The following is a 14708-nucleotide window of genomic DNA, read 5'->3' on the forward strand; positions in this document are numbered from 1 at the left end:
CCCGGACGTCCTTCTCCGGGCCGGGCGGCCTGAATGATCGAGGAGGATCGTTGAAGAAGACTCTCGCCGGCGTGCTCGCCGCTTCCCTTCTGCTCCTGACAGCCGCGTGCGGCGGCGGTTCCGACGACGACAGCAGCACCGAGGCCACCGGGCCGGTCGAGCTCTCGTACTGGACCTGGACCCCGAACATGGACAAGGTCGTCGAGACCTGGAACGCCGCGCACCCCGACATCAAGGTCACGGTCAACAAGCAGGACGGCGGCGACCCCGCGGTCACCAAGCTGCTCACCGCGATCAAGGCCGGCAGCGGCGCGCCCGACATCATGCAGGCCGAGTACCAGAAGATCCCGACGCTCGTCTCGGCCGACGCGCTCGCCGACATCAAGGACGAGGCCGGCTCGCTCAAGGACAAGTTCCCCGAGGCGAACTGGACGTCGGTCACCGTGGGCAGCGACTCGGTCTATGCCGTGCCGCAGGACAACGCGCCCCTGATGTTCTTCTACCGCAAGGACGTCTTCGACAAGCTCGGGCTGGCCGCCCCCAAGACCTGGGACGAGTACGCAGCAGCGGCGCGCAAGGTGCACCAGGCCGACGCGAAGCAGTACCTCGGCACCTTCTCCGCCGCCGACGCCGGTCAGTTCGCCGGGCTCGCGCAGCAGGCCGGCGCCTCCTGGTGGAGCGTCGACGGCGACACCTGGAACGTCAACATCAACGACGCCGCGACGCAGAAGGTGGCCGGCTTCTGGGGCGGCCTCGTGCAGGAGGGCGCCATCTCGAACACCCCGCAGTACACGCCGGAGTGGAACGCGGCGCTCAACGACGGCTCGCAGGTCGGCTGGGTCAGCGCGGTCTGGGCACCGGGCGTGCTCGAGGGCAACGCCGGCAAGACCAAGGGCAAGTGGGCCGCCGCGCCGCTGCCGCAGTGGGACGCCGCCACGCCGAAGACCGGCAACTGGGGCGGCTCCGCCACCGCGGTGACGACCCAGAGCAAGCACAAGAAGCAGGCCACCGAGTTCATCCAGTGGCTCAACACCGACCCGGCGGCGCTCAAGCTGCTGGCCGGCACGGCGAACGTCTACCCCGCCGCGCTCGACTCGTCCGAGGCGCTGGCCACCCCGCCGGCGTTCTTCGCCGGCCAGGCCGACTTCTACACGATCGCCGCCGAGGCCGCGAAGCAGGGCAACCCGTTCACGTACGGGCCGAACGTCAACGTCGCGTACAGCGCCTTCAACGACACCTTCGGCAAGGCCGCCGAGGCGAAGCAGAGCGCGCAGTTCACCGCGGCGCTGGCCACCATGCAGCAGCAGACGCTCGACGACATGAAGAACACCGGCTTCAAGGTCGCCGGATGACCACGGTTCCGGCCACCGAGCAAGTGATCGCGGAGAGGTCCGTCGCCACCCCGGCGGCGGGCCGCCCCCGGCGCGGCCGGCGCGCGGGCACCCCGTACGCGTTCCTCGCCCCCGCCATCGTGCTCTTCGCCGCGTTCCTCGGGGCCCCGATCGTGTACGCGGCCTACCTGAGCCTCCGCAAGGTGCAGGTCAAGGGGCTCGGGCTGGGCTCCGGCGCGCGCAGCGAGGTGTGGGCGGGCGTCGAGAACTACGTCCGCTCGGTGACCGACGCGGAGTTCCTTCCGAGCGTGGGCCGGATCGGGGCGTACGGCCTGATCGTCGTACCCGTGATGCTGGGTCTCGCTCTGCTCTTCGCTCTGCTGCTCGACGCCGGGCGCACGCGGGTCGGCGGCTTCGCGCGGACGGCGATCTTCCTCCCGTACGCGGTGCCGGCCGTCGTCGCCTCGCTGCTGTGGGGGTTCCTCTACCTGCCGCGCATCAGCCCGCTCAACGACATCCTCGAGGGCTCCGGCCTCGGGTCGCCCAACCTGCTCGGCTCCTCGTGGATCCTCTACGCGGTCGCCAACATCGCGATCTGGGGCGGGACCGGCTTCAACATGATCGTGCTCTACACGGCGCTCAAGGCCATCCCCCAGGACATGTACGAGGCCGCGCGGCTCGACGGCGCCTCGGAGGTCCAGATCGCGTGGCGCATCAAGATCCCGATCATCGCGCCCTCGCTCGTGATGACCTTCGTCTTCTCGCTCATCGCCACGCTGCAGGTCTTCGCCGAGCCGATGACTCTGCGCCCGTTGAGCAACACGATCTCGGCGACGTGGACGCCGCTGATGAAGGTCTACCGGGACGCGTTCATCCGCAACGACATCTACTCCGCGGCGGCCACCTCGGTGATCATCGCCGTCGCGACGTTCGCGCTGTCCTTCGGCTTCCTGAAGCTCGTCGGCTCGCGTGCCTTCCGCCAGGAGGACTGACATGGCTGTTGCTGCACTGCCGGCGAAGGCCCGCCGCTCCCCCGCCGCCACCATCCTGCTGCTGGTCGGCGCGGTGTACTGCCTGCTGCCGGTGCTCTGGGTGCTGGTCGCCGCGTCGAAGAGCCCGAACGAGCTCTTCTCGACCTTCACCTTCCTGCCGAGTACGCACCTCTTCGACAACATCGCGGACCTGAGCGGCTATCGCGACGGGCTCTACTGGCGCTGGATGGCGAACACCGCGCTCTACGCCGGAGTCGGGGCGGGACTCAGCACGCTCGTCTCGGCGATGGCGGGTTTCGCGCTCGCGAAGTTCTCGTTCCCGGGCAAGGGCGTCGTCTTCAACATGGTGCTCGCCGGCGTGCTCGTGCCCGGCGTCATCCTGGCCATCCCGCAGTACCTGCTGCTGGCCAAGGTGGGCATGACCAACACCTACTGGTCCGTGCTGCTGCCGAGCATCATCAGCCCGTACGGGATTTACCTCGCCCGCATCTTCGCCGCGGCGGCCGTCCCCAACGAGGTGCTGGAGGCGTCCCGGGTGGACGGCGCCGGCGACTGGCGGACCTTCGCCACGGTCGTGCTGCCGATGATGCGCTCGGGGCTCGTGACCGTCTTCCTCTTCCAGTTCGTCGCGATCTGGAACAACTACATGCTGCCGTACATCATGTTGGGCAACGACAAGCTCTTCCCCGTGACCGTGGGCCTGAGCGGGCTGCTCAACCAGGGCGCGCAGCAACCCGCGATGTACACGGTCGTCGTGACGGGGGCGCTGCTGTCGGTCGTACCCCTGGTGGCTCTGTTCCTGGCTCTTCAGCGCTTCTGGCAGGTCGACCTGGCCGCCGGTGCGGTCAAGGCCTGAGGCGGCCGTGGCTATGATCCCTACCGTGCCGACCTCGCCGAACGCGGGGCGCAAGCGGCCGACCATCCGCGACGTCGCGCGCGAGGCCGGGGTCAGCTACGCCACCGTCTCCCGTGTGCTCAACGGCCGGGAGTGGGTGAGCCCGGAGGCGGTCCGGGCCGTGCGGGACGCCATCTCGCGTACGGGCTACACCGCCAACCAGCACGCCCGCTCCCTGGCGACGGGCCGCTCGGGGTCCATCGCGTTCCTGCTCACCGAGCCGCAGCACCTGCTCTTCGAGGACCCCAACTTCGCCGTCCTGCTGCGCGGGGTCGCCCAGGCCCTCGCCGCGCACGAGCTGACGCTGATCCTCATGATCGCCGCCACGCCCGAGGAGCGCACCCGGGCGATGACCTATCTCAGCGGCGGCCACGTCGACGGGATCCTGCTCGTGTCCCCGCACTCCGGCGACCCGCTGCTCGGTCAGCTCGTCAACGCGGGCGTGCCGATCGTCGCCTGCGGCCAGGTGCTCGGGCACGAGGCGACGATCAGCTCGGTCGCCGCCGACGAGTGGGCCGGCGCCCGGTCCGCCGTGTCGCACCTGTTCGCGGCGGGTTGCCGGCGCATCGCGCACATCGCCGGGCCGCAGGACACGTCCGGGGGCGTCGACCGGCTCCGGGGTTACTCCGACGCCTTGCGGGCTCATGGTCTTGCCTTCGACGAGTCGCTGGTGGCCTATGGGGACTGGTCCCATGCCAGTGGCGCCGCGGCTGTCCGCTCACTCCTGGCCGCGGCGCCGGACATCGACGGCATTTTCGCGGCGTCCGACTCCATGGCGGCGGGCACGCTTCCGGTGCTGCGCGAGCTCGGCATCGCGGTTCCCGCACAAATCCGACTTATCGGTTTTGATGACTCCGGGCTGGCGGCCACTCAACATCCGCCGCTGAGCTCGGTGCGCAACCCGCTCGATCGGATCAGCGAGGAGATGGTCCGGTTGCTCACCGACGTGATCGCCGGACGTACTCCACTCTCCATCACGGTTCCTACGACGATCGTCCTCCGGGAGTCGTCGCCCTCTTTCTGACGGAAAGGATCCACCGTGCACCGATCCGTCCGGACACTGGCCGTTGCTCTCGGCGCCACTGTCCTCGCTCTGGCCGCTTCTGTTTCTCCCGCTTCTCCCGCGGGAGCGGCCACCACACTGTCCATGCTGGGCGCCGACGTGTCGTCGCTCCAGCGCAGCCTCGACCTCGGCGCGCCCTATTACGACGCCGCCGGCGCGCGCAAGGACCCGTACGACATCCTGAAGTCGGCCGGGGTCAACTATGCCCGGCTGCGGATCTGGAACAACCCGGCCAGCGGTTACAACAACAAGGCCAAGGTGCTCCAGCAGGCGAAGGCGATCAAGGCCAAGGGACTCAAGCTCCTGATCGACTTCCACTACTCCGACACGTGGGCCGACCCCGGCAAGCAGTTCAAGCCGGCGGCCTGGGCGTCACACTCGCTCTCCCAGCTGGGCACGGACGTCTACAACTACACGTACGACGTCTGCACCGCGCTCAAGTCGCAGGGCACCACGCCCGACTCCGTGCAGATCGGCAACGAGATCAACGTCGGCATGCTGTGGCCCCAGGGACAAGTCAGCAACAATGATTTCGCGCCGCTCGCTTCGCTGTTGAAGCAGGGCTACAACGCGACGAAGGCGTGCAACAGCGCCACCCAGGTCATGATCCACGTCGCCGACGCGGACAGCATGGCCAACGCGCGCTGGTTCTACGACGGCATCAAGGCGCAAGGTGTCCAGTGGGACATCACGGCGCTCAGCTACTACTGCATGTGGCACGGCACGCTGGCGAACCTCTACAACGTCATCACCGACGTCCGGACCCGGTACGGCAAGCCGGTCGTGATCGCCGAGACGGCGTACCAGTTCACGACGGCCGACGCGGACAGCGAGAAGAACTCGATCCCGGGCACCGTGCTGTGCGACAACATCCCGGCCACGTGGCAAGGCCAGGCCCAGCAGTTCGCCTGGGTCCAGAACACGGCCCGCAACGCCGGCGCGATCGGCGTCTTCTACTGGGAGCCGACCTGGTACGCCGTGCCCGGCAACGGCTGGGACCCGGCGAACATCAACGGCACCGGCGACGGCTGGGACAACATGGCGACGTTCGACTGGACGGGACATGTGAACCCGTACATCCGCTGGACTCCGTGATCCGCACGCGGCCCGCTTTCCCACGAGAGAGCGGGCCGCGTTTCCCCGCCGATGTCATCATGGCGAAGAAGGCTCGCACCCCCCGCCGCTCCCCCTCCCCCGAGCGGGAGATCTTGCCTCCGTCCGTCAGATGGGGGAACGAGCGACAACTGCTTGACGATCGAGCGGAGCCGACAGGTGGGCGACCTCAGAGATCTCGCGATCAACCTCGCCGCGGCCGTCATCGCCTTTGGTTCCGGCATCGTGACCCGGGAGATCTTCCGCCTCCAGCGCTCCCGCCGGGGTCGTGCCTTCTGGGGCCGGCGAATGCTCACTTCGCGAACGCTGCTCTTCGTCGGTGAGTTCCCCCGGTTCAACCACCTGGAGCCGTCCGGAATGGTCGGCCTCGGCGATTACCATGCCCTGCACGAATTGACCACCGGGCTGGCCGCGTTCGGCTCGTCGTTCGGCATCGCCTATGCCTCGCAGATCACCGACGGCCAGCCGCGGGAGAACATCATCGTCCTGGGCGGCACCGACGTGAACAGCCTGACTTCGACCGTTCTCGACAAGGTGGGATCTCATTTCCGCCTGGACGACAAGGTGATGGTCATGGTGGACGAGCGGACCGGGACGACCTATCGCGCGGAATGGGACGTCGATCCGCTCGACGGCTCCGGCCGTCACGACCTCGATCACAGCTGGTTCATCTCCACCGATGCCGAGGGCGCACGGGTGGCCCTGCGTTTCCGCACCGACTACGGCATCCTGGTCCGCAGCCAGAACCCCTTCGCGCCCGACAAGATGGTGTTGCTGATCTGTGGCGTCTACGGTTTCGGCACCTGGGCCGGGGCCCGCCTGCCGTTCGACGACGACTTCCTCGCCACCGTCGCCCCGCTCGACAACTTCGAGTGTCTCTTCCGCGTCCAGGTCCATCAGCGGCAACTCCTGAAGACGGACATCGTCGCGTTGCGCCCGCTGCCACGGACCCGGGCCCGGGAACCGCGGCTCAGTCTCCTGCGGCGGCGGGCGAGCCGCTCCGGATCGCGGCCGCCGTATGAACTCGCCGATAGTCGTCCGCCGTCCACCGACGACGGCCCACCTCCTGGTTGAAGGCCCGCAGACGACGATAGTTGTCCTGTTCCTCCGCCCGCGAGCGGAACTCCTCGTCGGGCAGTCTGATGGCCTCCAGCCAAGCGTGCTGGCCGGGCTGCGTGACGGCTTCGAGCAGCTCCCACAGATCCGGGCCGAAGACGTGACAATAGTTGTCCTGCTCGAGCTCGGTCCGATAGATGACGTCGCCGTCCATCTCGATCGGCAATCCGCCGGCCTCGCCCGCCAGGCGCTTCTTCGTCCAGAATTCCTGCAGTTCGGGCAGATCACCGGAGACCGAAGGCGCTACGAGAAGCTCACCGCGCGGGTCGGTCACCTCGCTGAGCATGCGGAAGAAGCTCGCACGCACCTCCGCACCCGGCATGTGCGCGATGGCGCTGTACCACGAGGTGGTCACCATCACCGGAACGTCATCGTTGGCCCGCAGAATCAGCTTCTGGACCGCATCACTGCCCTCGCCCTCGGACCCATGGACGAAGGTGACGGAAACCCTTGTCCCGCCGTCTTCCCGGCCGGCCGATCCCGCCACGTACCCTTCCACCGCCGCGTCCGAGAAGACCAGGTCACCGAGGTGGAAGCCGTGGTCATCGGCCAGCGAGCGCGCCGCTTTCCGCAGGCCCTGAGCGGACACGTCATAGGCGATCACCCGGAGATCGCGGCCGGCGTCCGCGAATGTCCGAGGAAATTCCACCAGGAATTCATTGGTCACTCGCCCAGTTCCGTAACCGAAGTCGAAGAGCGTCACGGGCCCCTGCCCGGAAAGCGAGGAAAGCGCTCGCCCGACCGCGCGGTCGAGGGCCACCGCCTCGGCCGTCAACACCCGCACGGCCGATCTCGCGTCATAACCGTCGCCGCAATAGCGCAGGTCGTAGATCGCTCTCTGCTCCACTTACCCTCCGCACCGAAGAATCCGGCGGACTCGGACCTCGCGAGGCTACACCAGCCTCGCCACGGACGATGACGCCAAAGCCGCCGATTCCCCAACGAACGGACGGCCCACGAGTATTGCTTGCCATCAGATCAACAATCGCACGACCGACCGGGCGTTCCGGCCGGTTTCGAGCAGCTCCCCCGAAGCCGGCCGGAGGCAGTGACAATAGGCTCGGACCCGTGATCCGAGCAGCCGGTCCCGGCGATCTTTCCGAGATTCTCCGCCTCTACGGGCAGCTCAACCCCGATGACCCGCCCCTTGATCCGGCCACCGCGGCGGCGACCTTCGACGGCATCCTCGCCGCGTCCACGTGCGATCTGTACGTGCTGGAGGTCGACGGGCGGGTCGTCGCCACGGCTTATCTGAACCTGATTCCGAACTTGTCGCGCTCGGCTCGGCCGTACGCGGTCATCGAGAACGTGGTGGTCGACGCAGGGCTGCGCGGCACCGGGCTGGGCCAGCAGCTGATGGCGGGGGTGTTGCGGGTGGCGTGGGCCGCCGGTTGTTACAAGGCGATGCTGGCGACCAGCTCGCGCAACCCGGCGACGCACGCGTTCTACCGGGCGTGCGGCTTCTCCGGCGATGTCAAGACGGCGTACGTGGCCCGCCCTCAGAACGCGTAGGGCCCGAAGCGGCCCCAGGCGACGATCGCCGCCAGGATCAGCAGGACGACGTTGGCGCCGGCCATCGGGGTCTCGCCGCGGCGGGCGTGGACGACGATCGCGCCGATCATGACGAGGACCAGGCCGACCGCCGCCAGCGGGACGAGGACCGGGGCGATGCCGGTGACGGCCGGGAGGATCAGGCCGATGGCGGCGAGGATCTCGAGCGCACCGATGGCCTTGACCGCGCCGCTCGAGAAGCTTGCGGCCCAGCCCATGCCCGAGGCGATCAGCTTCTCCTTCGGCTGCACCACCTTCATGACGCCCGAGGCGAGGAAGGCGACGGCCAGGACGGCGGCGATGACCCAGAGTACGACGTTCACGGCTCCCCATTTCAGTTCATGTGTGAAGTCACCGTAGCGGGGCATCACTTCAAGGCGCAAGTGATCGGCTAGGCTGGACCGCATGCCGCACCACCCGGAGCCGCGCTGGCTCGACGAGGATCAGCAGCAGGTCTGGTCCGCGCTCCTGGCCCTGATCATGCGGCTGCCGGGCGCGCTGGACGCGCAGTTGCAGCGCGACTCGGGGCTCAGCTCGTTCGAATATCACGTGCTCGCGGGCCTGTCGATGGCGCCGGGGCGGACGCTGCGCATGAGCGTGCTGGCCCGCTTCGCGGAGGGATCGCTGCCCCGGCTGTCCCAGGTCGTCGCGCGGCTCGAGAAGCGTGGCCTGATCCGGCGCCGGCCCGACCCGGACGACGGCCGGTTCACGCTCGCCACGCTCAGCGAGGAAGGCTGGGAGGTGGTGGTCGCCGCCGCGCCCGGGCACGTCGAGCAGGTGCGGCGCGTGGTCTTCGACCCGCTGACCAAGGCGCAGCAGCGTCAGCTCCGCGCGATCGCCGGCCGCATCGTCCACGCCGTCGACCCGGACGCGCCCGGCGCCGACGCCATCATCGGCCGGTGAGGGGCTCGGCGGGGTGCGCGCGGGCGAGCGGCGGGCAGCCCGGCCAGGAAAAGGCGGCCCGGCGCGGGAAAGCGGCCCGGCGCGGGAAAGCGGCCCGGCCGGGTGGCGGCCCGGCAGAGCGGTGCGGGGCGGCGCGGCCCCGGCCCTGAAGTCAGGCCTGAGTAGGCGGCGGCCCGTCGAGCAGGGTGTAGAGCACGGTGATGCGGCCGTCCGCGACCAGCGACACGTCGAGCCCGCTCACGACCGGGTCGGCGCCCTCGGGGCCGAACTGCCACGGCAGCATGACGAGGTCGTGCGAGATGCGGACCGGACCGGCGGGGCGGAAGGCGAAGCCCGGCGAGCTCTCCAGCAGCGCCTTGGCCTTGGCGTCGACCGCGGCGCGGCCGGTGACGGTGCTGTCGGGGTCGTGGAAGACGACGTCCTCGGCGTAGGTCTGCTCGGCCGCCTTGGCGCGGGCGGCGTCGTCGCGCTCGTTGAAGACGCCGAGCAGGTTGGCGTAGGCGAGATCGGTCAGCGGATCGGACATGGTCGCGCTCCTCACGACGGTGGCGTTCGGTGCGACGATCCTTGCACCGGCGATCCACTCCGGCCACGTGCGCTCTGTCACCCACCCGGGGGAGAGTAGGGCTACAACTCCCCCGCGGGACGCCAGCCGGGCGGCGGATCCTGCCCCACGCGCCCGTCGACCGCCTCGCGCAGCAGATCCGCGTGGCCGGTGTGCCGGGCGTACTCCTCGATCAGGTCGCAGACCATCCGGCGCAGGCTGGCCGGGCTGCCGTCCGGCCCGGTGAGCGCGATCGCCTGCCCCAGACCCCCGTCGGCCAGGGCCGCGGCGAGCCGCTTCCGCGACCTTTCCACCGTACGGTCCCAGAGCGCATAAACCGCCTCGGGAGTGTCCTCCTCGGACAGCGTGAACTCGGTGCCGTCGTGACCGAGCCGGTCCCAGCGCTCGGTGTAGGGGCTGCCGTCCAGCATCGCCTGGAAATAGTGGTCCTCGACGAGCGCCAGATGCTTGAGCAGCCCGCCGAGTGTGAGCGCCGACGCGCCGACCCGGGCGCTCAGACCCGCCGCGTCGAGCCCGTCGGCCTTCCAGCGGAACGTGACGCGCTGCCGGTCGAGGGCGCCGGTGAGGTGTTCTTCCTCGGTGCCGGCGAAGGGAGGTTCGGTCATGGGGGCACGCTAGCCCGGGTTCCGGACGATCTGCTGCAGGAATGCGTCGAGGTGGGCCGTCAGGCGGGCCGTCTTCTCCTCCAGCGTGATCGTCTCGGGCAGCCGGGCGCCCGGCCCCGCGTCCCGCTTGCCGCGCAGATAGAGCGAGCAGCCGAAGTCGGTGCAGAAGTACGCGCCGACCGAGTCACCGCGCTTGCCCGCTCTACCGGCGCGCGGCGCGACCATCAGCGACACCCCGCCGATCGGCGTCACGGTGCACATCGAGCACATGCTGCGGCGCATCCGGGTCGCGCCGGCCGAGGGGCTGCGCAGGACGACGGACGTGCCGGGCACCGCCACGTACGCCCGGCCGGGCGCCCGGGGATCGCGCCAGCCCAGATAGTCGAGGTCGGCCCAGGGCTGGGCGGCCAGGTCGCGTGGCACGTGGAGGCGGGCGGCCTCGCCCTTGCTGCAGTTCACGAAGGCGCGACGGATCTCGGTCTCGGTCAACGGGGTCATGGCACAAGCCTAAACCTTTTAGGCAATCGGTTTAAAGGCGAAGGTTGCAGCGACCCGATCACTCTGCGACGATCGGACGGAGTGTCCCCGGCCCTGGAGGTGCGCGTTGCCTCCGGCACGCAAGCGAGCGGATGCCCAGCGCAACGAGCAGGTCCTGCTCGACGCCGCGGCGAGCGTCTTCACCACGTCCGGCGTCGACGCCCCGGTGCGTGACATCGCCGCCGAAGCCGGCGTGGGCATGGGCACGATCTACCGCCACTTCCCGACCCGCGCCGACCTGATCGTCGCCGTCTACCGGCACCAGATCGAGACGTGCGCCGAGGCGGGCCCGATCCTGCTGCGTGAGAGCACCGGCCCGTACGCGGCCCTGGCCCGCTGGATCGACATGTTCGCCGACTTCCTCGTCACCAAGCACGGGCTGGCCGAGGTCCTGCAGTCGGACACGCCCGGCTTCGCCGCACTCCACGGCCTGTTCGTCGAGCGCCTGGCGCCGGTGCTGGCCGACCTGCTCACCGCCGCGGCGGGCGCGGGCGAGATCAAGCCGGGCATCCAGGCGTACACACTGATGCGCGGTGTCGGCAACCTGTGCGCGGGCGACAGCAGTGACCCGCGCTACGACGCCCGATCCATGGTGACCCTGCTCGTCGCCGGCCTGCGCGCCTAGCCGAGGACGGCGCTCGTGCCCCCGGGGCGACCCGGGGGCACGGCAGCACGGCTCAGGAGAGCGTCAGGGCGTACACGGTGATGCGCGGGTCGTCCGGCAGGGTGATCGAGCGGATCTCCTTACCGGCGGCCGCCGGGAGCGACGCGGCGAAAAGGCTCACCGGCGGCCCGTCGACCCCGGTGCCGGCCTTGATGCGGTGCGGCATGGCGAGCACCTGGGTGGTGCCGGCCGCCGCGGTGCCGCACCAGTCGGCGATCGTCACCGAGGCGGCCGACGTGGTGCCGTCGGTGTAACCAATGGTCACGGCGCCGGTCACCGGGCCGTTGTGGCTGGCGGCGACCAGGTTGATCGCGGTGGAGGAGCCGGGGACCAGCAGGGACTGGCCCCGCGCCGGGACGAAGTTGCCCCTGGTGCCCGTGGGGTCCGGCGCCTGGTACGTCACGCCGCCCCACGCCACCGGGCCGGCGGCCGGCAGCAGCGACGCGTCGTAGCTCCAGCCGCCCCCGTCGTAGTTGCCGGACGTGGTGTCGGCCACGGTGGCCGTGCCGTCGAGGGTCGCCAGCGACGACAGGTCGACCTGGCAGCCGGCCGTCGACGTGACACAGGTCAACGGCTTGACCGCGGTGACCGTCGCGGTGCGGGTGACTGCTCCCGTCCGTACGGTGATGGGGTAGTTGCCCTCCGCCGTGCCGGCCGGGGCCTCCGCCGTGACCGTCGCCGTCCAGCCGACCGGCAGATGCTTGCTGAGCAGCACCTTCTGCGCCGGCTTGACGCTCACCTTCCAGCCCTTGGGTGCCGTCGCCGTGACGCGCGGGGCGATGAGCAGCGGCGCCTGCGCGAGGACGTCGGCCTCGAAGGTCACGCGCGAGCTGGTCGCCGCGCCGGCCGGGACCGCGGCCGACGCCGGGCGGACCGACAGATCCACGTGGGTACGCGAGTCGGCCGGCGCCTTGTTCACCGACGGCGGCTCGGCACTGGCCGCCGTGCCCCATCGGGACGGCGTGGTGCCGAGCGTGTGGGCAAGCGTGCCGCCCTTCGCGACGTCCTGCCACGAGACCCAGTTCTTCGTCACCTGCTTGCCGTTGAGCGCCACCTTCTGGATGTAGCGCTTGCTGTCCGAGGCGCCCGGCGCGGTGATCTTGAGAGTGGAGGACCCGGTGCGCACGGTCGCCGACGGGAACTGCGGGCTGGAGACGGCGAGGAAGTTCGCGCCGCTCATCGTCGGATAGAGGCCGAGCGACGAGAAGACGTACCAGGCGCTCATCGTGCCGAGGTCGTCGTTGCCGGTCATGCCGTCGGGCCCGGTGGTGAAGAGCGTCATCGCGGCGCGGACCACGGTGGCGGTCTTCGCCGGCTCACCCGCCCAGTGATACATGTACGGCGCGAGCAGGTCGGGCTCGTTGTTCGGGTTGTACGTCTTCTTGGAGTAGTACTCGTACGGCGCCGCGATCCAGTCCTGCTTCACGACCGACGAAGGGTCGGTCAGCAGCTTGTCGTAGACGAAGAAGTCGTCCAGCCGCTTCTCCGTGGCCTTGCGGCCGCCCATCAGCGAGACCAGCCCGGCCGGGTCCTGCGGGACGAGCCACTGGTACTGGTACGCGCCGCCCTCGTGGAACTGCTCGGACGCGGCCACCGGGTCGTACGGGGTGAGCCAGGTGCCGTCCACCGTGCGCGGGCGGAACTGCTTGATCGAGGAGTCCCACAGGTTGCGGTACCACTGGCCACGGGCGGCGAAGAGCTTGGCGTCCGCGGTCTTGCCCAGCCCCTTGGCCATCAGCGCGAGGGCGGCGTCGGCGGCCGAGTACTCGAGCGTGGCCGAGGCCGGGTGCACGCAGTCGTTGTCGCCGCCCTTGTGCACGCAATCCTCGCCGAGCGTGAGGCCCGACGGGATGTAGCCCCGGTCGGCGTAGTAGTCCTGCCCGGTGCGGCCGTTGTAGGGCGAGTCGGCCGGGGGCTGCGACGTGGCGTTCTTGCGCAGGAGCGCGTACGCCTCCTGCTCGTAGCCCTTCAGCAGGCCCTTGGACCAGGCCTCGACCAGGAACGGGGTGACCGGGTCGCCGGTCATGATGTTGGTCTCGCTGTTCGCGAGGGCCCAGCGCGGCAGCCACCCGCCGTCGCGGCCGATCGCCACGACCGAGAGCGCCACGTCGCGGGCCACGTCGGGCGTCAGCAGTTCGAGCAGCTGGTTCTGCGGCCGGTACGTGTCCCAGAGCGAGAAGTTCTGGTACGGCGTGTAGCCCGACGCGGTGTGCACCTCGCCGTCGAAGCCGACGTACCGGCCGTCGACGTCCCCGGCCACGTTCGGGTGCAGCAGCGAGTGGTAGAGCGCGGTGTAGAAGGCGCTGCGCCGCTCCGAGGGGCCGCCGTCGATCTTGATCCGGTCCAGCTCGCCGGCCCAGGTGGCGCGGAGGGCGGCCCGGGTGGCGTCGAAGTCGTACGAGTCGGCGGTCTCCGCGGCGAGGTTCTTCCGCGCGCCGTCCAGACCGGTGTACGAGAGGGCGACCTTGACGACGACGTCCTTGTCCTCGGAGGCGTCGAAGGTCACGTAGGCACCGTTGGTCCCGTCGCGGCCGCCGGGCGTGATCGACGACCCCTGCCACGAGCCGTACGACGCGAACGGCCGGTCGAACGTGGCGGTGAAGTAGACGGTGTGCTGATCCTTGCCCGCGCAGAAGTTCCCGGCGTGCACGCGGCCCTCGACCGTCCGGTCCCCGACCACGTGGATCTCGGAGTCGAAGACGGACTGGTTGGCCTTGCCGGTGTTGAAGAGGACGTTCGCGGCGTCCGTCGACGGGAAGGTGTAGCGCTGCCAGCCGGTGCGCTGCGTCGCCGTCAGCTCGGCCTGCGTCCCGTACTTGGACAGGCCGACCCGGTAGTAGCCGGGCGACGCGTCCTCGTCGTCGTGCGAGTAGGGCGACTTGTAGACGTTGACGTCCGTACTCGTGACGGCGCCCGTGGTCGGCAGCATCGGCAGCTCGCCGGCCACGCCGCAGCCGACGCCCGACAGGTGCGTCTGGCTGAAGCCGTAGATCGAGGTCTGCTGGTAGTCGTAGCCGCCCTGGCCGCCGGTGTCGGGACTGACCTGCACCATGCCGAACGGCGCGCTCGCGCCCGGGAACGTGTTCCCGAAGTTCTGGGTGCCGACGAACGGATGCACGAGGTCGACGGGTTCGGGATCGGCCTGCGCCGCGGCGGGCGAGGCATGGACCACCCCCGCGAGCAGCACGGCGGTCGTCAGGAGCGAACGGAGCACGGTGAACCTCCGGTCAACTTTGCAAAGAGTCCGTGACAACGCTGTCATCATCAATCACGCCTGTCAATGCGCTCCCGACTTGCTACCTACAAGATCGCCGGGATGCCTCAAGCCCGCCTCCGCCCGCCCGATAGCGGCACATGCGAGCCGTCCCGCCCG

The 14708-nt window shown here is 69.7% G+C and carries 15 protein-coding genes; 9 read left to right on the forward strand and 6 right to left on the reverse strand.

The annotated features are described in order from the left end of the window. Positions 1-50 precede the first annotated feature (50 nt). The 6 genes from RAN62_RS01150 to RAN62_RS01175 all read left to right on the forward strand — a co-directional run bounded on the left by RAN62_RS01150 (position 51) and on the right by RAN62_RS01175 (position 6468). The gene (locus tag RAN62_RS01150) at positions 51-1352 is read left to right on the forward strand and encodes an ABC transporter substrate-binding protein (RefSeq protein WP_305782523.1); all 1302 of its coding nucleotides are present in this window, start codon (positions 51-53) and stop codon (positions 1350-1352) included. Beyond that, a complete protein-coding gene (locus RAN62_RS01155) occupies positions 1349-2323 on the forward strand; it encodes a carbohydrate ABC transporter permease (protein WP_305782524.1) in 975 nt (324 codons plus the stop codon). Before RAN62_RS01150 ends, RAN62_RS01155 begins: the two co-directional genes overlap by 4 nt. 1 nt (position 2324) lies before the next feature. Continuing rightward, on the forward strand, positions 2325-3179 hold the full coding sequence (locus RAN62_RS01160) for a carbohydrate ABC transporter permease (RefSeq protein WP_305782525.1): 855 nt from the start codon (positions 2325-2327) through the stop codon (positions 3177-3179). Between the two features lie 25 nt (positions 3180-3204). Further along, positions 3205-4242: a LacI family DNA-binding transcriptional regulator gene (locus RAN62_RS01165; RefSeq protein ID WP_305782526.1), complete on the forward strand. Its 1038-nt coding sequence runs from the start codon at positions 3205-3207 to the stop codon at positions 4240-4242. 36 nt (positions 4243-4278) lie between these two features. After that, on the forward strand, positions 4279-5376 hold the full coding sequence (locus RAN62_RS01170; protein ID WP_438874459.1) for a glycoside hydrolase family 53 protein: 1098 nt from the start codon (positions 4279-4281) through the stop codon (positions 5374-5376). Positions 5377-5553: 177 nt separating this feature from the next. Next, on the forward strand, positions 5554-6468 hold the full coding sequence (locus tag RAN62_RS01175) for a hypothetical protein (RefSeq protein WP_305782528.1): 915 nt from the start codon (positions 5554-5556) through the stop codon (positions 6466-6468). Here the strand turns inward: RAN62_RS01175 and RAN62_RS01180 are convergent. Then, on the reverse strand, positions 6365-7357 hold the full coding sequence (locus RAN62_RS01180) for a class I SAM-dependent methyltransferase (protein ID WP_305782529.1): 993 nt from the start codon (positions 7355-7357) through the stop codon (positions 6365-6367). The two genes, RAN62_RS01175 and RAN62_RS01180, sit on opposite strands and share 104 nt — an antisense overlap. Before the next feature lie 221 nt (positions 7358-7578). Here RAN62_RS01180 and RAN62_RS01185 point away from each other — a divergent pair, with 221 nt between their 5' ends. Further along, positions 7579-8022: a GNAT family N-acetyltransferase gene (locus tag RAN62_RS01185; RefSeq protein WP_305782530.1), complete on the forward strand. Its 444-nt coding sequence runs from the start codon at positions 7579-7581 to the stop codon at positions 8020-8022. Here RAN62_RS01185 and RAN62_RS01190 read toward each other — a convergent pair. Then, on the reverse strand, positions 8010-8384 hold the full coding sequence (locus RAN62_RS01190; RefSeq protein ID WP_305782531.1) for a DoxX family protein: 375 nt from the start codon (positions 8382-8384) through the stop codon (positions 8010-8012). The genes RAN62_RS01185 and RAN62_RS01190 overlap by 13 nt on opposite strands. 82 nt (positions 8385-8466) lie before the next feature. Here RAN62_RS01190 and RAN62_RS01195 point away from each other — a divergent pair, with 82 nt between their 5' ends. Next, the gene (locus tag RAN62_RS01195; protein ID WP_305782532.1) at positions 8467-8964 is read left to right on the forward strand and encodes a MarR family winged helix-turn-helix transcriptional regulator; all 498 of its coding nucleotides are present in this window, start codon (positions 8467-8469) and stop codon (positions 8962-8964) included. 151 nt (positions 8965-9115) lie between these two features. Here RAN62_RS01195 and RAN62_RS01200 read toward each other — a convergent pair whose 3' ends face one another. The 3 genes from RAN62_RS01200 to RAN62_RS01210 all read right to left on the reverse strand — a co-directional run bounded on the left by RAN62_RS01200 (position 9116) and on the right by RAN62_RS01210 (position 10632). Then, on the reverse strand, positions 9116-9490 hold the full coding sequence (locus RAN62_RS01200) for a nuclear transport factor 2 family protein (RefSeq protein WP_305782533.1): 375 nt from the start codon (positions 9488-9490) through the stop codon (positions 9116-9118). Positions 9491-9591: 101 nt separating this feature from the next. Next, on the reverse strand, positions 9592-10134 hold the full coding sequence (locus RAN62_RS01205; protein WP_305782534.1) for a DinB family protein: 543 nt from the start codon (positions 10132-10134) through the stop codon (positions 9592-9594). Between the two features lie 9 nt (positions 10135-10143). Next, positions 10144-10632 carry an FBP domain-containing protein gene (locus RAN62_RS01210; protein ID WP_305782535.1) on the reverse strand — a complete coding sequence of 163 codons (489 nt, stop codon included), beginning with the start codon at positions 10630-10632 and terminating at the stop codon, positions 10144-10146. Between the two features lie 106 nt (positions 10633-10738). On the opposite strand from RAN62_RS01210, the gene RAN62_RS01215 reads away from it, so the two are divergent. Continuing rightward, positions 10739-11296 (forward strand): TetR/AcrR family transcriptional regulator, encoded by a 558-nt coding sequence (locus RAN62_RS01215; protein ID WP_305782536.1) that lies wholly within the window; start codon positions 10739-10741, stop codon positions 11294-11296. Positions 11297-11348: 52 nt separating this feature from the next. Here the strand turns inward: RAN62_RS01215 and RAN62_RS01220 are convergent, their stop codons facing one another. Next, entirely contained in the window at positions 11349-14549 is a 3201-nt protein-coding gene (locus RAN62_RS01220; RefSeq protein ID WP_305782537.1) for a GH92 family glycosyl hydrolase, read from the reverse strand. Positions 14550-14708: the final 159 nt, after the last annotated feature.

The organism is Symbioplanes lichenis (genome assembly GCF_030709675.1).
Taxonomy (GTDB): Bacteria; Actinomycetota; Actinomycetes; order Mycobacteriales; family Micromonosporaceae; genus Actinoplanes; species Actinoplanes lichenis.